This is a genomic window from Breznakibacter xylanolyticus, assembly GCF_003254275.1.
GTDB classification, from domain to species: domain Bacteria; phylum Bacteroidota; class Bacteroidia; order Bacteroidales; family Marinilabiliaceae; genus Breznakibacter; species Breznakibacter xylanolyticus.
Genome location: NZ_QKZK01000030.1, coordinates 24,684 through 46,956 on the forward strand (window position 1 = coordinate 24,684; position 22,273 = coordinate 46,956).

Sequence of the window (22,273 nt, forward strand, 5' to 3'; positions counted from 1 at the left end):
TGAAACGATTATCTTATTAACCCCAGCCTGAAGGCTGGGGTTAATTGCAGGATTGGGCATGGGATCAGGTAAGTGATATTATACTGAGCTTTCCGGAAAGGGTTCAATGAACACGGAGGCACGGGGCATGGAGGTATATTAAGCCTTGTTGTGGAATCGTGCGAGAGAAGAGATTGAAACTAATGCATGGGGGCTAAAGCCCTTTTGAAACGATTATCTTATTAACCCCAGCCTGAAGGCTGGGGTTAATTAGTGAGTGAAGAAGCGGAAGACAAGTTCTCGGTTCAGAACTTGTTACGATGCACCTTGTCCCAATTGAGCACGTCATCGGTATAGGGTTTACGCTCTTTTGCTTTGTAGCCGATTGCGATGATGGAGGCCACTTGCATGTCAGCGGGGAGGTTTAAAAGTTTTTTCACGAAATCGGAAGACGCCCCTCCATCGGCATGGTCGCGCAAACGTGTCTGAATCCAGCAGGAACCCAAGCCGATATCCTCGGCTGTCAATTGGATGAGCGTAGCCGCGATGGCGGTATCCTCGACCCATACGTCGCTTTTTTGAGGGTCGGCAACCAGCACGATGGCCAGAGGGGCACCCTTTAAAAATTCAGCACCATGGGGCTTGCTGAGGGATAATTGGGAGATAAGATTTTTATCATCTACGACCACGAACTCCCAGGGACGGTTGTTTTTGGAGGTGGGCGACCAAAGGGCAGCTTTTAATAGCGTCTCTATTTTGGTTTCTTCGACAGTCTGTTCGGTAAAAATACGACAACTGCGGCGATTTTGTATCAATTGCAACTGGTTCATGTGCTGTGATGATTTATCGATAATGGTGCAAAAATAAGGGATTTCGGCGAATTAGATGTGAAGAACTGACACAGAGTCAGAATAAACGCAAAGGCGCGAAGGCGCTGAGTTATTTTGTTGCGCCATGCGTTTAAATAATAAAGCAGATAACTCAAAGAGATATATAGTAGCTGCAGAGAGGGATGATGAGATCCGGTGAGAGAGGGAAGAAATCTCAGTGGAACTCGGCGTTAACGACTAAGAACAGACACACAACAGGACACACCTTGTCAGACAGTATATTCCGGGGCAAACTCATGAATGATGTCGGGAACCTTATCGGGTGAGACACGACCAAAAACGCGATCGCCCACCATCACCACGGGAGCCAAGCCGCAAGCCCCCACGCAGCGAAGGCAACTCAGCGAAAAACGGCCATCGGGAGTTGTTTCGCCAATGTTGATTTTGAGCAATCGTCGGAATTCATCTAACACCTTTTCGGCACCACGCACATAACAGGCGGTGCCCATGCACACCGAAATGGGATGTTCGCCCTTGGGCAGCATGGTGAAAAACGAATAAAAGGTGACTACCCCGTAAACCTTAGCCAGAGAGATATTCAACTCATTGGCAATAACTTCCTGTACTTCAGCGGGGAGATATCCAAATAATTGTTGCGCGGCGTGAAGCACATTAATCAACTCACCGGCCTGATTATGGTGTGAACGACAAATTTGAGTGAGAGCCTCAAGCTTTTGCTGCGGAATTTTTACGATTGCCATAGCAGATTGGATTTCTAGTTGTTAAAAGAGTATCAAGATATGAATATCAAGACGCAAGACGATGAGGATTTTTATCATGCGGTTATGTGTGTCATGGATATTTCATTTGGTTAAAATTGAGCATCTGAAGGATTATAAGATGATTTTTGAACACATACTTCACTGATTATCAATTCATGAGTTATTTGCTTCGTAAGGTTATCAATACACACAGAGTCAAAATAAACGCTGAGGCGCAAAGGCGCTTAGTTAATTTTTAACGCATTGCGTTTAAATAACAAAGCAGACAACTCAAAAGAGTTATATAGTAGTTTAGTTTGAACACAGAGACTCGGAGGCTCAGAGTTATCTATATTTAGTTCCAATGACCAGCTTTAAAATTATTCGCAACATAATGTATTCAAATAAAAATAGTGATAACTCAAAAAAGTTATATAACAGCAACTGTGACGATTCACACGAATTACGAGTTTTTAGATGGTAAAAAGATGATACAGATGCACGTTTGCACTTCTGCGGAGCATCATTGACTGTGCTAATTTTTCGACTCATCGACGTTCCGATGGATCGGACATCACACATTTCATTCAACCAAGGACGAACCTTTACGGTCGAAATAATGGGTATGCAACAATTGGTGAGACAACTCCCCGCAAGGTTTACCCAAGAACTGTTGATACAAGGCCATCACATACGGATTCTCATGTGATTTACGGATGCACTTGTTGGCATCTTCGCGATAGAGGGCAGCGGCACGTTTTTTCAACACCTCGACGTTCCCATGGTGATAAGGCTGTCCCCCACCGCCGATGCACCCCCCCGGGCAAGCCATGATTTCAATGGCATGATAAGATGAAACACCCGCCTTGATTTCTTCGAGCAAACGTCGGGCGTGCCCAAGACCGTGAGCAATGCCAATGTGAATGGGAGTCCCGGCGAAATCGATGGTGGCACAGCGGATGCCCTCCATGCCTCTCAATACATCAAAATCGACACGCGGCAATGGCTGGCCTGTAAACACCTCATAAGCCGTTCGCACAGCAGCCTCAATAACCCCACCGGTGGTGCCAAAAATCACCCCGGCGCCGGTCGATTCACCCAATGGGTGATCAAATTCCTCATCGGCCAACATGTTAAAGTCGATGTTGGCATGACGAATCAGTTGAGCCAGTTCACGTGTCGAGATGGAGATGTTCACATCAGGATCGCCATCGGTTGAGAACTCAGGACGCGAACATTCATATTTCTTGGCCAGACAAGGCATCACCGACACCACGACCAAATCTTTCCGGTCGATTCCCAATTGTTTAGCAAAATAATTTTTGGCCACCGCGCCAAACATTTGCTGGGGCGACTTGGCAGTAGACGGGATATCGATTAATTCAGGAAACTGATGTTCGAAAAACTTCACCCAGCCCGGGCAACACGACGTCAGGATGGGTAGCTTTACCGTGGCGTCGCCCTCCAGATGCCTTTTCAAACGATCGAGCAACTCGGTACCTTCTTCCATAATGGTTAAATCGGCTGCAAAGTCGGTATCGAAGACGTATTTAAACCCCAACTGCCGCAGAGCAGCCACCATTTTACCGGTCACCAGCGTTCCTGGGGGCAACCCAAACTCCTCACCCAATGCAGCGCGCACAGCAGGCGCCGTTTGCACAACGACGGTTTTACCGGGCGCCACCAACGCATCCAACACCATCCATGTGTTGTCCTGCTCGGTGAGAGCACCGGTAGGGCAAACGGCCACACATTGACCACAATAAGTACAATTAGAATGATCCAAATCCATTTCGAAGGCCGGAGCCACCACCGAATGAAAACCGCGATAGACGGGCGATAAAACCCCCACGGTCTGCACTTCGTTGCATGCCGTGACACATCGACGGCACAAAATACATTTGTCCATGTCGCGCAAAATAGCAGGCGAAGCATCACACTTATAATGAGATTTTTCGCCCGAATAATGAATCTGCCTTATTCCCAACTGCTGAGCCAATGCCTGCAAATCGCACTTGCCCGACTTGGCACAGATGAGGCAATCGAAAGGGTGATTGCTCAAAATCAGCTCCAAGACGGTACGACGCGCCTGAATCACCCGCAGGTTATGAGTCTGCACCACCATGCCATCGGCACAAGGAGTGCAACAAGCCGGCGCCAGGTTGCGACGCCCCTCCACCTCGACCACACAGATGCGACAACTCCCAGGGCGATTCTCAAAATTCAAATCATCCAGTTTCATGTAACAAAGCGACGGAATGGTCACGCCAATGCTTTTGGCAGCCTCCAGCAAGGTGGTTCCTTCGGATACCACAACTTTTTTACCATCGATGGTTAGTTGAATGACGTTCATGGGTTTTAGATGTTTGTTAGTAGCAAGAAGCAAGTATCAATGTCGTTAATTTAGTGCGATTCACAAAAGAGACAAGAAGATGATTAGACTAAAGACAGATAGATTTGACTGAAGAGACGAAAAGAACGCATCTAAACATCTGTTTTCATCACATCATCTGTCTCATCGTCTTATGTCTTTTCCTCTTAACGAAACGACATTGATGCAAGTATCAAGAATCAAGTGGCAAGCGTGCAGCATTAGAGAATATGGATCAAAGACATATTATTTTTTTGATGAATGACACTGTTTGATTAATAAACCCGATATGATTGAACCCGATGCCCCATCATCGACGTCGCCCTTTCGGGCATGGACTTCACGTCAACAACACGGCTCCGAATTTGCATTTTTCCAGACAAGCTCCGCAACGGATGCACTTTTCCGCATCAATCACGTGAGGCTGTTTTTTGTCACCAGCAATGGCATCGACCGGACAGGCACGGGCACATAGGGTACACCCGATGCAGCTCTCGGCATCGATGACGTAGTGCACCAAGTCCTTACACCGATGCGCCGGACATCTGCCCTCATTGACATGCGCCTGGTATTCATGTTCAAAATGAGCAAGAGTCGACAACACCGGATTGGGCGAAGTCTGTCCCAATCCGCACAGCGATGTGTCTTTGATCACCTGAGCCAACGATCGTAACCGATTCAAATCCTCAGGCACCCCATGTCCGCTGGTGATTTTCTCAAGCATCTCGTGCAGGCGTTTGTTGCCGATGCGACAGGGGGCGCACTTACCGCACGACTCCTCGACGGTAAACTCGAGATAGAACTTGGCCACGGCCACCATGCAATCGTCTTCGTCCATCACAATCATACCCCCAGATCCCATCATCGACCCGGCAGCCAACAGGTTATCGTAATCGATGGGCACATCGAGGTGTTTCTCGGTCAAGCAGCCGCCCGAAGGCCCACCGGTTTGCACCGCTTTAAATTTTTTACCATCCTTGATGCCCCCGCCAATGTCAAAAATCACTTCACGGAGGGTGATGCCCATGGGCACCTCAATGAGCCCCACATTATTGACCTTCCCTGCCAACGCAAAGACTTTTGTTCCGGGACTTGAGGGAGTGCCAATGCCTCTAAACCATTGAGCACCTTTGAGCACGATGATGGGAATATTGGCATAAGTCTCCACGTTATTCACATTGGTGGGCATTCCCTGATACCCCGATTCACTGGGGAATGGGGGTTTCACGGTGGGCTCCCCCCTCCCCCCCTCCATGGAATGAATCAATGCCGTTTCTTCGCCGCAGACAAAAGCGCCGGCACCATAACGAATGGAGATGTCGAAATTAAAGCCCGCATTCAGGATGTTTTCACCCAGCAAGCCGTATTCGCGAGCCTGCTCCAAGGCATGCCGCAAACGCTTAATGGCCAACGGATATTCAGCACGTATGTAAACCAGACCGGCAGAAGCGCCGGTACAATAGGCGTTGATGGCCATGGCTTCGATGACCGAATGCGGATCGCCCTCGAGAATTGAACGATCCATAAATGCGCCGGGATCGCCCTCGTCGGCGTTACAGACTACGAATTTTTGCGTACCGGCCGCTTTGCGAGTCAACTCCCACTTGAGTCCGGTGGGAAAACCACCCCCTCCCCGACCACGCAGTCCGGATTCTTTAATGATGGCGATGGTATCTTCGGGAGTGAGTTCCCCCAGCACCCGCGCCAGGGCAGCATAGCCATCGCGGGCAATGTACTCGTTGATATTTTCGGGATTGATGAAACCACAGTTGCGCAAGGCCACCCGAATCTGTTTTTTATAAAATGCCATATCTGAGGCATCACCAATGGCATGTCCGGTCAACGGATCGGCATACAACAAACGGCGCAAACGACGGCCTTTCACCAGGTGTTCGGCCACCAGTTCCTCGGCATCCAGGGGCGACACCTGCACGTAAAACGTATTGTCGGGCATCACCTTGACCACGGGGCCTTGTTCGCAAAAGCCAAAACAACCGGTTCGCACCACTTGCACATGACTCAACAGACCATGATGTTCCAGCGCCTCGTGCAAGGCTTGAACGATGGCTTCGCTTTGTGATGCCCGGCATCCGGTACCGGCACAGACCAGGAGGTGATAGTTGGTGGGAGGCATGGGGAAGAGGGGGTTTAGGGGTGGAGAAGTTGAGGGTGGAAGAGTTTAAGAGTGGAGGAGTTTAAGAGTGGAGGAGTTTAAGAGTGGATAAGTTTAGGAGTGGAGGAGTTTAAGAGTTGAGGGGTTTAGGAGTGGAAGAGTGGAGAAGTTTAGGGGTTTAGAATGATGATATCATAAAACATCGAAACACGATCAATCCAATGTCACACTTCGCCGGGATGCCGGTAGGTGGCGGGGATGATGCCGTCGACCAATTGGCCATTCAGGATGTAGCGATCGATGATTTCGAGGGCTTTGTTGTTATTGACGTTGCCAAAGACAACGGGATCGTGCCCGGGGAGGGTGACTTCGATGGTTGGCTCGGCATAGCAATAGCCCATGCAGCCGGTTTGGGTGACGACGGCATCCACAGCCCGTCGATCGAGTTCTTCGATGATGCGGCTCATGACCTGTGCAGCACCTGCAGCAATGCCACAGGTGGCCATGGACACTTTAATTTGCACCATGTCGCGGGCAGCGAGCCCCTTCTCGCGTAAACGCAGATCCGATTTGAGCGATTCACGCAGTTGGCGCAAATCGTCGAGGGTTTTGACTTTTGCCATAATGATTCATCAAAAACTTTGCACTTGAAAATTTATGAAATTTCCTTAAAAGAATCATTAAAAATTAGCCCCCAATACGATAAAAAAAAAGGTGCCCAAGGGCACCTTTACATATTATTACATCAACAATTCTCAATTGGTCACATTTTTAGCAATCACCAAAGGATTAGAGAATTCACCCAAAATATCACCATTGTTGGCAACCGCACGAACGATAATGGTATATTTATTACCCTCAGCAAACATTTTACCTGAAGGAATATTCATGTTGGGCAATTCATCATACAAATACAATGACGCCTTTTCTTTCGTTGCTGTAGAACTTGTAGTATGAGAAACGACATCAAACTTCAAAAACTCAGTCTGTGTTCCATATTTACCAAACACTTCATAATAAGATGCACCATCAACAATTGAGAATTCAACATTAACAGTTTTTGTATCTTCATATACTTTGAAGTCATTCTCTAAGGTCAAACCTTCAACTTTAGCAAGCGATTCCACAGCACCTACGGTTGTAAAATAATAGGTTTTAGTAACTTCATCATCACCACTTACAACATCTAACTTCACACGATATTGCTTTTTCTTATTCAAATCACCAATAGGATCGATGGTCAATTTGCTGCCAGACACCGTAACCACAGCAGCCACATCACGGCTATCACTGGAATTATAAAGCGTTGCTGTCGACTTAGAATCGATGCTTTTATTGAAATTAAAAGTTAAAGAACCACCCACTTCAAAATTATTCACGGTCAAACCATCAGCATCAAAAATGTTTGAATCGATCACATAGAGAACTTCACTTAAGCTCTGAACATTCACATCTAATGATTTTGAAACGGTTTTGGGTAGAACGTCCATATCTAAAGAATAAAACTTGCCGGCAGCTTCATCAGCATATTCAACCGATACATTCACCATCGCATTGGGAAGAGTATCGTTTACACTGATTTTTCCATTGGCATCGGTTACACCTTCAATCTTGTTATAGAGAAAAGTAACACCAGAATTGGGGCTCAACAAGTTAATGGTATAAGGAACATTGGCAAGAACCACACGTTTGTTATTCAAGACCTTCCAAAGCGTTGTCTCCATTGAGCCATCCATTTTAAACATCGACACAATGGTACTGGCAGTATAATTCACCTCTAAGGGAGTGTCCGTATTGGGTTCCAAATTGAACGTCTGGATCATTTTGCCAAAACCAGACTTTTCAAAAATTACAGAATAAGTTCCATGATTCAATCCGCTCACTTTAAAATACCCCTTGGTATCGGTTTTGGTTTCACCAAAAGCTCCTTTCACAATCACCCCTTCCATGGGAATGTTACCATCACCGTCAACAATATAACCATCGATGGAAAAATCAGAGGAATCTTTTACCACAGTGGTTTCTTCTTTGTCACAACCGACAAACAATAGTGCAGCTAAGCTCATCAACAAAAAGCTCTTCTTCATAACAATTTAACAATTAGATTAATAATTTTTTTTTAAAAAAAACACAGGATTAATAATCAATCCCCTTTTGAGGGAACAAAAGAACAACAACGCGCATAAACCACAAAGAATAAAATAAAAAATAAAAAAATAATTTCATATTTTTAACATCTGCACAATAATATTCAAATCAATCTGACACAAACCTAAATGATATACTTCATATTTTATGATAGTTACACAATCAAAAATCAACCAACATACAAAATCAGCACTAACACCTAATAGTTATCTATTATTTGCATAATCATCATTCTATATATTAATAATTCTATACACTACCCCCTAAAATCACAAAATTCAACCGCGAACAATTAACGAAGAAACTTGAACACCTTGCCATTAACCACAACGACATACCATCCTTTGGGCAAATGAGAAACACCATAAACTCCCTTTCCTATAATCATCGACTGCCATAAAACATGCCCCATCAAATTACAGACAGACAATTGCTTGTACTCTGATAGGTTATAATGGATTTGCTGCTCGGAATAAAACATCTCTTCTTCAAAAGACTTTAATTGAACATCACTTTTAAGTGAATTTGCAAAACCAGGAGTTGGAACCATTGCCACAAAACTAGAAGAATTCCTGACACCCCCGCCCCCATTGGGAAATCGTTGCAACGAAAAACGATCACTCGCCCCCTCAGATGCTTCATTCACCTGAGATTGTCCGACATTCAACAATTGTAGCATGTCATCAGGCGCCTGTTTTTTACGATCGGACACATACACGACAGCATCGATCAGTCCATCCAACAACAAGGGCAGATTTTTCTCATAAGCTTTAGACTCCGTCCAATAATACAAGGCCACAGCATTGGGACCATTTCTCAATTCGGCTTGACCAAATGAAATACCACATCCTTCAACAGAAGTATTGGCATACAAAAAGTAACCTTCAGCATTCGTTTTACCGCCCTTTAAAATCTTTGAATAACAAGACTCAACATTCTTACTGATACTATTCACGAAGTAAAACACAACACAAACATTATCCAAAGGGGTATTACCAGCACCACCATCATACAATTCGACAAACTCAAGCTTATCGTCACCGGGAGTGTCACAATCAATTTCATTAATGACCAACGTTTGCAAATACTGAGGGATACTGATTTCAGATTTCAAAACCGAAACAACCTCGATATCAGATTCTTGTGCAAACATCCTAACCGAAAACAAAAACCAAGAAACAATTACAAACAGATAAAAAGTTCTCATAAAATTTAACTTTTAAAATGAAACATGGAAAACACACAATATGCAAATACCACATTCTACAATAAAAACGCAATAACACAATCATATCATTTCACATCCCCCTAAAGAGTTACACAAAAGCATCATTCAAGTCTTTTTTCACCAATAACAAACACCATAAATCAATGAATAGGAAGAATGCATTATATTTGCGCAGCCCAATACTGAAATAACATCAAACATTATCATATGCACAAACCGATACCACTCTCGGACAACATTTACTACGTGGGCGTGAACGATCGCCGCACGGCATTGTTTGAAAACATGTGGCCTCTGCATCGCGGGGTGTCGTACAACTCGTACCTGATTGTGGACGAGAAAATCACGCTCATCGACACTGTGGAGGTAGGCCATACCGACAAATGGCTGGCACGGGTACGCGCCCTCATCGGCACGCGCCCCATTGACTATTTGGTGGTGAACCACATGGAGCCTGATCACTCGGGTGCCATCCACCTGTTGCGCGAGATATACCCCAACCTGGTAATTGTGGGCAACAAAAAAACCCTGCCGATGATTGACGGTTTTTACGGCATCAGCGATAAGCTGCAGGAAGTGAACGAAGGGGAAAGTCTGAGCACCGGGCAGCACCGGTTGACGTTCTACACCGTCCCTATGGTGCACTGGCCCGAGTCGATGGTGTGTTACGAAGAGACCACCGGCACCCTCTTTTCGTCGGACGCCTTTGGGAGCTTTGGGTCGCTGGATGGCGGCATCTTTGACGACGAAATAGACTTCGACCATTTCCGCGACGAGATGCGACGTTACTACTCCAACATCGTGGGCAAATACGGCAACCCGGTACAAAAGGCGCTCAGCAAGCTGGGGTCGCTCAACCTACAAACCATCGCGCCATCGCATGGCCCCATTTATCGCGAGCGCATCGCCGAGATGCTTGCCATGTATGACCAATGGAGCCGTTACGACGGCGAAAAAGGGGTGGTGATCGCCTATGCCTCGATGTACGGCAACACCGAGGAGATGGCCGAGGCCATTGCCCGAGAACTGGCCGTGTGCGGGATCCGCCATGTACGCATGTTTGATGTGTCGAAAACACATCCTTCGTACATCATCTCGGACATCTTCAAATACAAAGGGTTGATACTGGGCAGTCCTACTTATAGCAACGAGTTGCATCCCAACATGGAAGCCTTGGTGATGAAACTGCAACACATGGGTGTGACTAGCCATGTGTACGGGGCATTCGGCAGCTTCACCTGGTCGGGAGCTGCAGCCAAAAAATTGGCCGAAGCCGGCGAATCGCTCAAATGGGAATTGGTAGCGCCACAAGTGGAAGAGAAACAAGGTCTCAAGGCAGAAAAATACGAGGCCTGCCTGGCCTTGGGACGTGCCATGGCTAACCGATTGAATGAGATATTTGGGTGAGGGAGCCTTAAACGCAGAAGCATCTACAAAACCACACCTGTCAGTTTTCAATAACCGAAAAAAAACGACACCCCATGCGTAAACCCCAGCCCTAAGGCCGGGGTTTATTACTTCAAACCAAGGGAAACATCATTATTTCCACCAAAAGGGTAGAGATAAAAGCCGGGAAAAAAGTTTCATGGGTATCAAAAAGTTCTATTTTTGTTGACCTATGAAAAACGAAGGAGAAAAAGAAGCGAGCCAGAATTGGTACGCGTTATATACCCGCTCGCGGGCCGAGAAGAAAGTGCACGACCAGTTTGAGCAACGGGGCATTCACGCATATTTACCACTACGAAAAGAACTTAGGCAATGGAGCGACCGAAAGAAATGGGTGGAAGTACCGGCCATTAATTCTTACATTTTTGTACAATTGCCTCCCGATGGCTTAAAAAAAGCCTACGACATCACCGGGGTGGTCGCCTTTGTAAATGACAAAGGAAAGCCGGCCGTGATTCCCGCACAGCAAATCGCGGCCATGCGAGCCACCATCGAGAATAACCTGGCCTTCACCATCGAACAAGCGACCCTTCGGAAGGGCGAACGGGTGCACATCACCTCGGGGCCACTGACGGGATACGAAGGCGAGATCACTGAAATACGAGGAAAGTCGCTGTTTTGCATCGAAATCAGCCCCATTGGTTTCACCCTGGTCATCGATACCGAAAACGCAACATTTGAGAAGATAAAATAAGCCCCCCCTACCCGCCCCACCCAAAGAGGAGTCGTAAGGGCAGGCAGGAGATAAAAGAGTTATCAACATTAAGCATTCATCCACCGAAATACGGACACCATCGAGGTATCTTCGGGCATCACACACAACACCATGGCATTATCCACAGACGCGATTATCGTCATCAGCATCATCATACTTATGATAGTGGCACTGGCCAAAGAACTGGTACGCCCGGGCATGATCATGTTTTCGGCACTCACGCTAATGATGGTTATGGGCATTGTATCGACCAAAGAATCGCTCAGCGGCTTTGCCAATACCGGGATGATTACCGTGGCGGTATTGTTCATCGTCAGCGAGGGCATCAGCCACACGGGCGCCCTCAAATATCTGGCAAGAGTTCTGTTGCCCAAAAAGCGTAAACCCATTCATTGGTTATATCTACAAATCATGGTTCCGGTGTCGGTGGTATCGGCATTTCTAAACAACACACCGGTGGTGGTCATCTTTGCGCCCATCATAAAAAACTGGTCAGAACGCCTGCAATTGCCGGCGTCCAAGTTCCTCATCCCATTGTCGTACGCCACAATTTTGGGTGGGATGACCACGCTGATTGGCACCTCCACCAACCTGGTGGTTCACGGATTGATGCTCGACAACGGGCTGGAGGGATTCAACATGTTTGAACTGGGCAAGGTGGGGGTTCCCATTGCCGTGGTCGGGATGCTGTACATTGCCATCTTTGGGGGGCTATTGCTCCCTGGCAAACGTGCGAAGTTCATGACCAAAAACCAGTTTAAGGAGTATTTTTACGATGTGATTATCCCCGACAAGAGCAAACTCATTGGTCAGACCATCGCCAAGGGGTATCTGAGCGAAATACGCTCGGTGAAAGTGGAGCGTCTGGTGCGCGAAGGCGTGGAACTGGACGTTGAGAATGGCTTTGACGAGATACATCCGGGCGACTCACTGTTGTTGCGTGGCACATCCGAAACCATATATGAATTGATGCAAAATCCGGCCGTGGAGCTCAAGGGCTTGGACAACCTGGCACCTGAGATGCGACATAAAAAGCTGAAACAGGTAGAAGCCGTGTTGGCGCCACGTTTTCCCGGCATAGGTAAAACCATCGGACAATTCGACTTTTACTCGCATTACCAGGCAGCCATCATGGCCATTAACCGCAACGGGGAGCACATCACGGACGACTTTGACAATATTGTGCTCAAAGAAGGCGACACCCTGATTCTGCTCACCACCGAGCATTTCATCAAGGCTTGGAGCGAATCGAAGATATTTTATCTCACCTCGTACCTTGGCGATGTGAACAACGGCAAAAACCCGGTAAAGAAATGGATTGCCGGCGGCATAGTGCTATTGATGGTCGCAGGCGCCACCATCGGCGATTTTTTACCGCCGGTGGGGCCCAACAAAATGAACATGTACTGGTTTGCTTCGCTGGCAGCCATCCTGATGGTATGGCTGAACATAGTTCCACACCAACGTTACACCAAGGTAATCAGTTGGGATGTGCTCATCACCATTGCCGCATCGCTGGGCATCAGTAAAGCCATGCAAAATTCGGGAGCAGCCGACATGATTGCCACCACAGCCATTAACTTTTCGAAGCAACATGGCCCCATCGTGGTGTTAATGACCATCTATTTACTGACCAACCTATTCACCGAAGTGATAACCAACAACGCAGCAGCAGCATTGGTATTCCCCATCGCCATGTCGGCCGCTCATCAAATGGGTGTCGATCCCAAACCGTTTTTTGTAGCCATTTGCATCGCGGCATCGGCCAGCTTTACCACCCCCATTGGTTATCAAACCAACCTGATTGTGCAATCCATTGGGAATTACAAGTTCAAGGACTTTGTAAAAATCGGGCTCATCCTCAACGTCATTGCATTTATAATGTCGATGGTGCTGATACCGCTGATATGGGAGTTTTGAGTGGAGAGTGGAGGAGTTTAGGGGTGGAGGAGTTTAAAAGTGGAGAAGTGGAGGAGTTTAGGGGTGGAGGAGTGGAGGAGTGGAGGAGTGTAAAAGTTTAGGAGTTTAGGGGTGGAGGAGTTTAGGAGTGGAGAAGTGGAGGAGTGTAAAAGTTGAGGAGTTTAGGAGGGGGTGAGACGTAAATGGGTCATGCAATAAAACATCCCATAGTAGACATTAAACCATAACTTTAAATCACACCCTTGAAAACGAATTTGGCGGGTCCAATAAGCCATACGTTGGTGAAACGGTGGTTGACGTGCTGAAAGGTCACTCTCATATCGCCGCCTTCGACTTTAACATCGAACTCGTTTCCACCCCCCAATTTGAGAGAAGCGGCAATGGCAGAAGCCACTACACCGGTACCACAGGCGAGGGTCTCATCCTCGACCCCACGCTCGAAGGTGCGAACGCGAATGGCAGCCGAGCTGAGCAGTTGTACAAAATTCACATTGGTTCCTCCGGGTGCATATCGGCTGCTGTGCCGAATGGAACGCCCCTCACCAACCACATCGGCCTTGGCCACATCATCAACAAAGGCGACGTGATGGGGCGAACCGGTATTCATAAAAAAGGCATCGTCGGCATGCTCAATGGTATCGACATCAATCATTTTTAAGCTCACATGATTTTCGTCAAGATACACAGCTTCGTGTAAGCCATCGACTGCATTGAAAGCGAATAATTCACCCACGTTCACAATGCCCAGGTGCACCGCAAAAGCGATGATGCATCGACCACCGTTTCCACACATACTGGCTTCACGGCCGTCGCTGTTGAAATACCGCATCAAAAAAGCACTCCCATCGGGGTCATTTTCGAGCAACATGAGTCCATCGCCCCCCACCCCAAAGCGTCGGTCGCACAAAAAACTGACAAGTTGAACATTGGCACTGTCAAAATGTTTGTCGCGATTATCAATCACGACAAAGTCATTTCCGGCACCCTGATATTTTGAAAAATTGATGTGAAGCATGGTTGAAGATGTTTTGAAGTTTATAAAAGTGGAGGAGTTTAAAAAGTGGAGGGTTTAGGAGTTTAGGAGTGGAGGAGTTTAGGAGTGGAGGAGTTTAAAAAGTGGAGGGGTTAGGAGTGGAAAAGTTTAGGAGTTTAGAAAAGGAGAGGCGTATGTTGCTGATTTAGGAGCAACTGCGTTTTGAATCATTGGCATATAGAGTGTTGAGATGAAAAGAATGACACAACGCAATTGATACACAAAAAGAGCTATAAACGAATGGTTTATGAAATAATATGCGTGTAGATTGAAACATTTCATGTTTAAGTTGTTTAGATAAGCAAAGGCATGCTTGAGGTTTCAAAATTACTGTTTCCTGTTTTAAAAAAAGTTAATACAGAACAAAATGCCATCAATCGGTATATATTTTGATGTTTTTATGCGTTTATGAGACACAAAATGTATCAACAAAAAAATAGTGAGCCATGATGACCAAAAAAACATTATTCACATTTGCGATTGCCCTTCTGGGAGCAGTAGTCGGCGTTTATACATATTCGAAAATTGTGGGGCCGCAAAAGCAGATTATCATTAGCGAACAACCGGCAGTAGCGCGGTATGCTTCGATGGATCAAGCCAGCGGAGGTTATCCCGACCTGACCATTGCAGCCGAACGGTCGGTGAACGCGGTGGTGCACGTGAAGGTCAAAGCCAAAGCCACCACGCAGGAATACTCGTCGGGCGACCCATTTTATGATTTTTTCTTTGGCCCTCGCCGTGGCATGACACCCCAACAGGAACAACCACGAGTGGGATTCGGATCGGGAGTGATCATCAGTGCCGACGGTTACATTATCACCAACAACCACGTGATTGACGGTGCCGATGAAATGGAAGTGGTGCTTAACGACCGCCGATCGTTTGATGCCAAACTGGTGGGTAAAGACCCCACAACGGATATTGCCCTGTTGAAAGTCGATGCCAAAGACCTGCAATTTCTGAATTATGGTGATTCGGACGCCCTGAAAGTGGGCGAGTGGGTGATTGCCGTGGGCAACCCTTTTAACCTCACCTCCACAGTAACAGCCGGTATCGTGAGTGCCAAATCGCGCAGCATCAATATCATTGCCAATCAGAATCAATCGTTGGGCATTGAAGCCTTTATACAGACCGATGCAGCCGTGAACCCCGGCAACAGTGGTGGCGCTTTGGTGAACACACGGGGCGAGCTGGTGGGCATTAACACGGCCATTGCCTCACAAACAGGTTCTTATTCGGGTTACTCCTTTGCCGTTCCCATTAGCATTGCAGCCAAGGTAGTGAACGACTTGAAAGAATTCGGGGTGGTACAAAGAGCATTGTTGGGCGTGAGCATCCGCGACATTGACCGAGCGCTGGCCGAAGAAAAAGGAATCGATAAAATAGAAGGCGTATATGTCGCCGGCGTCAACATCAACAGTGCAGCCAAGGAAGCGGACATTGAGGAAGGCGACATCATTTTGAGCGTGAACAACGAAAAAGTGAACAGCGTGCCGGAACTGCAAGAAAAAATTAGCCGTCATCGCCCTGGCGACAAAGTGACCATTAAAGTGAAACGTTCGGGGAAAGAGAAACAATTCACCGTAACCCTCCGTAATAGTGACGGATCCACATCGCTCATCAAGCAGGAAGATGTGAACATGATTTTGGGGGCACGCTTAAAAGAGCTCACCAGCAACGAAAAACAGTCCATGCAAATACGATCGGGCATCCGCATCGAGTCACTCGACAATGGCAAGCTCAAGAGCAGCGGCATCCGCGAGGGGATGATCATCACACAGGCCAACAGAGTGCTCATCAACAGCGTAGAGGATTTTCGACGTGTGGTGGCTTCGGCCAACGACGGACTATTCATCACGGGAGTGTATCCTAACGGACGGGTGGAATATTACGCCATCAACCTGTCGAACTAAAAAACTCGACCCTGAAACATTTTAGGGGTTGTTTATACCATTAATAAATAGTAATTTTGCGCCATATTTTGCGTAAAGGTTTATGAGGCAGCTAAAGATAACAAAATCAATTACGAACCGCGAAAGCGCTTCGCTCGACAAGTATTTGCAGGAGATTGGCCGTGAAGAGCTGATCTCGGTAGAAGAAGAAGTAGAGTTGGCCCAGCGGATCAAAAAAGGCGACCAGGCCGCGCTGGAGAAGCTCACGCGAGCCAACCTCCGCTTTGTGGTTTCGGTGGCCAAACAATATCAAAACCAAGGATTAAGTCTGCCCGACTTGATAAACGAAGGTAACCTGGGGTTGATAAAAGCCGCAGAAAAGTTTGACGAGACACGCGGTTTCAAATTCATCTCCTACGCGGTATGGTGGATTCGTCAGTCAATCCTTCAGGCATTGGCCGAACAATCGCGTATTGTACGTTTGCCGCTCAATCAGGTAGGGTCGTTGAATAAAATCAACAAGGCCTATTCAAAGTTTGAACAGGAGAACGAGCGTCGTCCCTCGCACGAAGAATTGGCCGAACAGCTGGAACTACCGGCTGACAAAGTGGCTGATACCCTTCGCGTATCGGGACGTCACATCTCGGTGGATGCGCCCTTTGTGGAAGGTGAGGACAACAGCCTGCTGGACGTGCTGGTGAACAGCGATTCGCCCAACGCCGACCGGATGCTCATCAACGAGTCGTTGTCGAGAGAAATTGAACGCTCGCTGGCCACGCTCACCGAGCGCGAAAGCGACATCGTGAAACTGTTCTTCGGTATCGGGTGTCAGGAAATGACACTTGAAGAAATTGGGGAACGCTTTGGTTTGACCCGCGAACGGGTTCGCCAAATCAAAGAAAAAGCCATCCGACGACTGCGACACACTTCACGAAGCAAATTACTGAAAACATACCTGGGTTAATCCCGCTTCAATGACACAAAAAAAGCCGATATGACGCACGTCAGTCGGCTTTTTTTGGCTCTGTTCTGATTTGTGTGGGTAATCATAAGTATCAATTCTCTCAGGCCAATATTTCGTGCCCTCTAGCCGGGCGGGCTCTTACTTTTTGGCTACAGCCCCAAAAAGTAAGCAAAAAAGGCCGCCGCTGACGTAAAATGGCTAAAAATCATAGGCCCTCGCTAAAATCTGCGAACTCGCAAGCTCAAACAGCGCATATTTTTTAACGCTCAGGCCTATGATTTTTTTAACGCCATTTTCCGAAGGCGGCTTAGTTACCTTGTGTTGATTTCGTGCTTTCATATTTTATTTACCCACAGGATTCGACATAGAGCCGCTTTTTTGCATTGCAAAGTAAGAGGCTCAATGGCTAAGATGATAGGAACTGACACTGAGTTGCAGTGAGTGAGGATGAGTGCCAGTGAGGGGAAGAAAACCGTAGTGTAACTCAGCGGGAGAGCTCATCTTTCTCAGTGCAACCTCTTAGGAACTGACACTGAGTTGCAGTGAGTGAGGATGAGTGCCAGTGAGGAGAAGAAAACCGTAGTGTAACTCAGCGGGAGAGCTCATCTTTCTCAGTGCAACCTCTTAGGAACTGACACTGAGTTGCAGTGAGTGAGGATGAGTGCCAGTGAGGGGAAGAAACCTAAGAGAAACTCCGAGTCTCCTCAGTGAAAATCAGTGATATAACGTTATATGACACGGAGTGACTCCGAGTTTTATGAATGACGAAGGGAGATGAATGCAGTTCACAATCTGTATTGAAATAGAACTGCCAACAGCTCAAATCACCGGACAAACATTGCCGATTCGGCCGAAACCATTAGTTTTGTGACGCGGCAAATGTGCGCAAACACATCTTGCACTTTGATTACAAAAAACTGAAAATCAACCCATATAAAATCACAACAATGAGAATCGTTCCCGTTGCCTTACTGTTTACAGCCATCATGATGGCTTCGTGTGCCTCTCTGACCCGCAAAGGCAGCTCGAGTTTTTCGGACAGCCAGTCGCCTTATGCCAAGTCAACCAGCACCAGTCCTAAACCCAAAAGCAACCCGACTCCAAGCTCAAAAACAAGCAGCACTCCTACTCCCACCCCCAAGGTAACGCCAACGGCAGAACCGGCCAAAGCCGTGGTGGTGCGCGAAGAAAAGGTGAAAGTGGTTGAGAACACCACCACCGACCAAGCCATCTATAACTATTATTGCATCATCGGTTCCTTTAGGATATTGGACAACGCACGCAACTTCACACAACAACTGAAAAGCGAAGGCTTCCAACCCGTGATTCTTGAAAACGAAAACGGACTGTACCGCATCTCGGTATCAGGGAGCAACCAGGAAGATGCCGTGCGTGCCAAAATTGCCGACATCAGGGGGCAATACCCACAGTACGCGGATGTGTGGTTGTTGAAAAAACAATAACCCCCATCCGGTTCATCACATCAAAAAAAGCGATTGCCCTCTTGAGCAATCGCTTTTTTAATAGCCTCCCATCTCAACAAGGGATTTGAGGTCATAAAATAATGTCGTTAAAATTGGGACAATCTGATAAAAGACAAAAAGACATTTAGACGGCAGACAGATAGATTAGACTCAGAAGACGAGGAAGACAGATCGAATTATCTTTCCTGATCTCATCGTTTCACGTCTTCTTCTCTTAAATGTGTCTTAAGCAGCCTACAACTCGCAGTAGTTGCCATCGTCAACCAGGTTGCGGCAAGGATAACGCCAGGAAAAACCAGGCTCATCAAAGAGGTTATCGGCCACATCGGGGCCCCAGGTGCCGGCGGGATAACCATGAACAGGAATCTCAGGGTTCTCCTTCCAGGCTTTTAAAATGGGATCGACAAAGGCCCAGGCAGCTTCCACTGCGTCTCCGCGATGATAAAGAGTGCTGTCGCCCAACATGCAATCGAGCAACAACCGTTCATAAGCACTGGGCAAATAAGTGTCGCGCAGCTCGGTATAATGAAAGTTCATGTTCACCTCCTGCACCTTAAATCCGCCACCGGGTTCCTTCATGCCAAATTTGAACAACAACCCCTCGTCGGGCTGAATGCGAATGACCAGCTTGTTGTGCGAACCGGCCACGGTGGCATTTCCGGCAAACAGGTGGTGAGGCGTGGGTTTGAAGTGAATGACAATTTCGGTCACCCGCGTGGGCAGCATCTTGCCGGTGCGGATGTAAAAGGGCACGCCCGCCCATCGCCAGTTATCGATAAAGAATTTCATGGCCACGTAAGTCTCGGTGCGCGACTCGGACGCCACGCCGTTCTCCTGGCGATATCCTTTTTGTTGCTTGCCGCGAATCACCGACGGGGTGTATTGACCGCGAATGACATATTTTTCGACCTCCTCTTGCCGGATGGGACGAAACGACTGAAAGACCTTCACAATTTCGTTACGCAAACTGGTGGAACCCATCACCGCCGGGGGCTCCATGCCCACCAAACCCACGAGCAGCAACAAATGGTTTTGCACCATGTCGCGCAACGCGCCCGAGCCGTCGTAATAGCCACCCCGGTTGCCCACGCCGATGTCCTCGCTGGAAGTGATTTCGACATGATGGATGTAATTACGGTTCCACAGAGGTTCGAAGATGGTGTTCGAAAAACGGGTCACCAACAAGTTTTGCACCGTCTCCTTACCCAAATAGTGATCGATGCGATAAATCTGCTCCTCCTCGAATTGCCCCAACAGAGCCGCATTGAGTTTTTTGGCCGTGGCCAAATCGTATCCAAAGGGTTTTTCGACAATGAGGCGTTTGAAGCCGTGGGTTTCATCGTGCAACCCCTGTTCATTTAAAAACTTAGGGATGATGCTGTACATGCTGGGCGGCGTGGCCAAATAATAAATATAGTTGCCCCCGGTGCCGACCTGAGCATCCAATAGCGTGATGGCCTGTTTAAACCCAGCATATTCGGCGCCATTCATGGTATCGAAAGCATAATAATTGAGGTACTTCACAAATTCGTCCACCGTTTCGCGGGGTTTGTGCTTAAAGGAGGCAAACTGCTCCACGCCGATGGCCATTTTTTGACGAAACTCGTCGTTAGAGAGCGCAGAACGCCCCACGCCCAAAACGGCAAACTGAGCGGGCAACAATTTCTGCACGTACAAATCGAACAGCGCCGGCACCAGCTTACGCCAGGCCAAATCGCCGGAGGCACCAAAAATGACCAGTATATGTTTTTCTGACTTCATAAATCATTGTTTATTACGATTAAAAAAGTGCTGCGAGTCGCCCCACTCGCCCAATGCCAGCTTTCGCCCGACCATCTCAACCCGCAAGCGGATGCAACTGCTGCAATCGTCGGCACCTTCGTCCACACAAGGCTTATTATCGTACAACTGATAATTGCGCCGGTTCACCGAAGGGGTGATATTGGGCATTAACACATTGGCCCCGATGCGCAAGGCTTTTTCGCGTCCCATGGGGTCGATGGCCTGCAACGCTGTGGATGCGGCAATGTTGATGTCGGGCATCAACAACCGCAGGGCAGCAATCATGTTGAGCGCCACCTGAAAGCGACGTTGCACGGGCCACAGCTCATGGCGACGCTGGTACAAGGGCGTTTGCTGATGTTCCAGATAAGGCCCCATGCCTACCATGTCGATGTCGAGTTGTTGCATCATCAACAGGTCGTCGGCCAGATGATGAAAACTTTGCCCGGGCAGACCAATCATCACCCCGGTTCCGACCTGATAACCGCACGATTTCAGGGCTTGCAGGCATTGCAGGCGGGTTTGATAATCGTGCCGATGGTCGTGCGGATGCATCTGATAATAGAGCTGCTCGCACGAGGTTTCGAAGCGCAACAGGTAGCGATGAGCGCCACACTGTTTCCAATAACGATAAGTTTGGGCATCTTGTTCACCCAAAGAGAGGGTAATTCCCAATTCGCCATGTGTTTTTTCATGAATTTGGCACAACAGACGGCCAATTCTGTCAACAAAAGCCGCATCGTTGCGTTCGCCGGCCTGCAACACGATAGAGCCATAGCCCTTGTCGCGGGCAAACAGGGCAGCCTGCACAATGGCATCATCGTCGAGTTCGTAGCGGGAGGTGAGGCGGTTGTCGCGGCGGATGCCACAGTAGTAGCAGTTTTTGATGCAGATGTTGGAGAACTCGATGAGCCCGCGCAGCCACACCGAGTCGCCAATGGTTTGAAGGGTGACGCGCGCCGATTGCTCCAACAACAAGCGATGATCGTCGCCCTGAGCGGCAATCATTCGTGCCAACTCGTGGCGATCGAAACGACTTTGCGTGATCAATTGATGAAATGGTTTCAACAGTAATGGGTTTTACACAAATATAAGAGACATTCGCCACGGAAAACAAACGTGAGACGAAATTATAGGAACTGACACTGAGTTGCAGTGAGTGAAGATGAGTGCCAGTGAGGAGAAGAAAACCGTAGCGGAACTCAGCAAAACCTCATCTTCCTCAGCGTAATGAACTAAGAACTGACACTGAGTTGCAGTGAGGTAAGATGAGAGGCAGTGAGAGAAGAAACCTCAGTGTAAGGTAGTGTTCATCAAACTGTGTCTGTCATTTTTTTTCCTTTGAGAGGATTAACACCTGCCCCATAGGATATTTTCGTTAGGATGGCAAGGGTGGCGGAGGCACGGAGCCACTTGTATACCCTTGCCATCCTAAAAGAAAATATCCTTTCTTCGCAGGCGTTTGTTCTCTCAATGGTGTTTTATCCGGTCCCCAAATTTAATGCTTAATTGCCCATATATTAAACCCCAATGGGGGACTTTCCCTTTTGGCGAACGGTTGATCTCTCGTATTACAAGATATATGAGCTTTTTAAGTGCCATATCAG

Annotated in this window: 16 protein-coding genes; 6 read left to right on the plus strand and 10 right to left on the minus strand. The window is 47.6% G+C overall.

Annotation, left to right across the window (positions count from 1 at the left end):
• Nucleotides 1-284: 284 nt before the first annotated feature.
• From LX69_RS13970 to LX69_RS14000, 7 genes are all read right to left on the minus strand, one after another.
• On the minus strand, nt 285-809 hold the full coding sequence (locus LX69_RS13970) for a nitroreductase family protein (RefSeq protein WP_111446666.1): 525 nt from the start codon (nt 807-809) through the stop codon (nt 285-287).
• Nucleotides 810-1,078: 269 nt separating this feature from the next.
• The gene (locus LX69_RS13975; RefSeq protein WP_111446667.1) at nt 1,079-1,570 is read right to left on the minus strand and encodes an NADH-quinone oxidoreductase subunit NuoE family protein; all 492 of its coding nucleotides are present in this window, start codon (nt 1,568-1,570) and stop codon (nt 1,079-1,081) included.
• A 583-nt stretch (nt 1,571-2,153) separates the two neighbouring features.
• The gene (locus LX69_RS13980) at nt 2,154-3,923 is read right to left on the minus strand and encodes an NADH-dependent [FeFe] hydrogenase, group A6 (RefSeq protein ID WP_111446668.1); all 1,770 of its coding nucleotides are present in this window, start codon (nt 3,921-3,923) and stop codon (nt 2,154-2,156) included.
• 358 nt (nt 3,924-4,281) lie between these two features.
• The gene (locus tag LX69_RS13985) at nt 4,282-6,075 is read right to left on the minus strand and encodes an NADH-ubiquinone oxidoreductase-F iron-sulfur binding region domain-containing protein (protein ID WP_111446669.1); all 1,794 of its coding nucleotides are present in this window, start codon (nt 6,073-6,075) and stop codon (nt 4,282-4,284) included.
• 203 nt (nt 6,076-6,278) lie between these two features.
• The gene (locus LX69_RS13990; RefSeq protein ID WP_111446670.1) at nt 6,279-6,677 is read right to left on the minus strand and encodes a (2Fe-2S) ferredoxin domain-containing protein; all 399 of its coding nucleotides are present in this window, start codon (nt 6,675-6,677) and stop codon (nt 6,279-6,281) included.
• A gap of 132 nt (nt 6,678-6,809) precedes the next feature.
• On the minus strand, nt 6,810-8,141 hold the full coding sequence (locus LX69_RS13995; RefSeq protein ID WP_111446671.1) for a carboxypeptidase regulatory-like domain-containing protein: 1,332 nt from the start codon (nt 8,139-8,141) through the stop codon (nt 6,810-6,812).
• Nucleotides 8,142-8,494: 353 nt separating this feature from the next.
• Nucleotides 8,495-9,409: a hypothetical protein gene (locus LX69_RS14000; RefSeq protein WP_111446672.1), complete on the minus strand. Its 915-nt coding sequence runs from the start codon at nt 9,407-9,409 to the stop codon at nt 8,495-8,497.
• 228 nt (nt 9,410-9,637) lie between these two features.
• On the opposite strand from LX69_RS14000, the gene LX69_RS14005 reads away from it, so the two are divergent.
• The 3 genes from LX69_RS14005 to LX69_RS14015 all read left to right on the plus strand — a co-directional run bounded on the left by LX69_RS14005 (nt 9,638) and on the right by LX69_RS14015 (nt 13,511).
• Nucleotides 9,638-10,837, plus strand: coding sequence for an FprA family A-type flavoprotein (locus LX69_RS14005; RefSeq protein WP_111446673.1), 1,200 nt, complete (start codon nt 9,638-9,640; stop codon nt 10,835-10,837).
• A gap of 211 nt (nt 10,838-11,048) precedes the next feature.
• A complete protein-coding gene (locus LX69_RS14010) occupies nt 11,049-11,570 on the plus strand; it encodes a UpxY family transcription antiterminator (protein WP_111446674.1) in 522 nt (173 codons plus the stop codon).
• 132 nt (nt 11,571-11,702) lie between these two features.
• Nucleotides 11,703-13,511: an SLC13 family permease gene (locus LX69_RS14015; protein ID WP_111446675.1), complete on the plus strand. Its 1,809-nt coding sequence runs from the start codon at nt 11,703-11,705 to the stop codon at nt 13,509-13,511.
• A 229-nt stretch (nt 13,512-13,740) separates the two neighbouring features.
• On the opposite strand, the gene dapF is transcribed toward LX69_RS14015, so the two are convergent.
• Nucleotides 13,741-14,526: a diaminopimelate epimerase gene (gene dapF / locus LX69_RS14020; protein ID WP_111446676.1), complete on the minus strand. Its 786-nt coding sequence runs from the start codon at nt 14,524-14,526 to the stop codon at nt 13,741-13,743.
• Between the two features lie 464 nt (nt 14,527-14,990).
• Between dapF and LX69_RS14025 the strand changes: the two genes are divergently transcribed.
• The 3 genes from LX69_RS14025 (at nt 14,991) to LX69_RS14035 (ending at nt 18,863) form a co-directional block, all read left to right on the plus strand.
• The gene (locus LX69_RS14025) at nt 14,991-16,457 is read left to right on the plus strand and encodes a Do family serine endopeptidase (protein ID WP_111446677.1); all 1,467 of its coding nucleotides are present in this window, start codon (nt 14,991-14,993) and stop codon (nt 16,455-16,457) included.
• A gap of 82 nt (nt 16,458-16,539) precedes the next feature.
• The gene (locus LX69_RS14030; protein WP_111446678.1) at nt 16,540-17,400 is read left to right on the plus strand and encodes a sigma-70 family RNA polymerase sigma factor; all 861 of its coding nucleotides are present in this window, start codon (nt 16,540-16,542) and stop codon (nt 17,398-17,400) included.
• Nucleotides 17,401-18,347: 947 nt separating this feature from the next.
• Complete coding sequence (locus tag LX69_RS14035; protein ID WP_111446683.1) at nt 18,348-18,863, plus strand: SPOR domain-containing protein; 516 nt, start codon at nt 18,348-18,350, stop codon at nt 18,861-18,863.
• A gap of 255 nt (nt 18,864-19,118) precedes the next feature.
• Here LX69_RS14035 and zwf read toward each other — a convergent pair whose 3' ends face one another.
• Together zwf and hydE are read right to left on the minus strand one after the other, a co-directional pair.
• Nucleotides 19,119-20,645, minus strand: a complete 1,527-nt coding sequence (zwf, locus tag LX69_RS14040) for a glucose-6-phosphate dehydrogenase (protein WP_111446679.1) — start codon at nt 20,643-20,645, stop codon at nt 19,119-19,121.
• Nucleotides 20,646-20,648: 3 nt separating this feature from the next.
• Nucleotides 20,649-21,734, minus strand: a complete 1,086-nt coding sequence (gene hydE, locus LX69_RS14045; RefSeq protein ID WP_111446680.1) for a [FeFe] hydrogenase H-cluster radical SAM maturase HydE — start codon at nt 21,732-21,734, stop codon at nt 20,649-20,651.
• Nucleotides 21,735-22,273 lie beyond the last annotated feature (539 nt).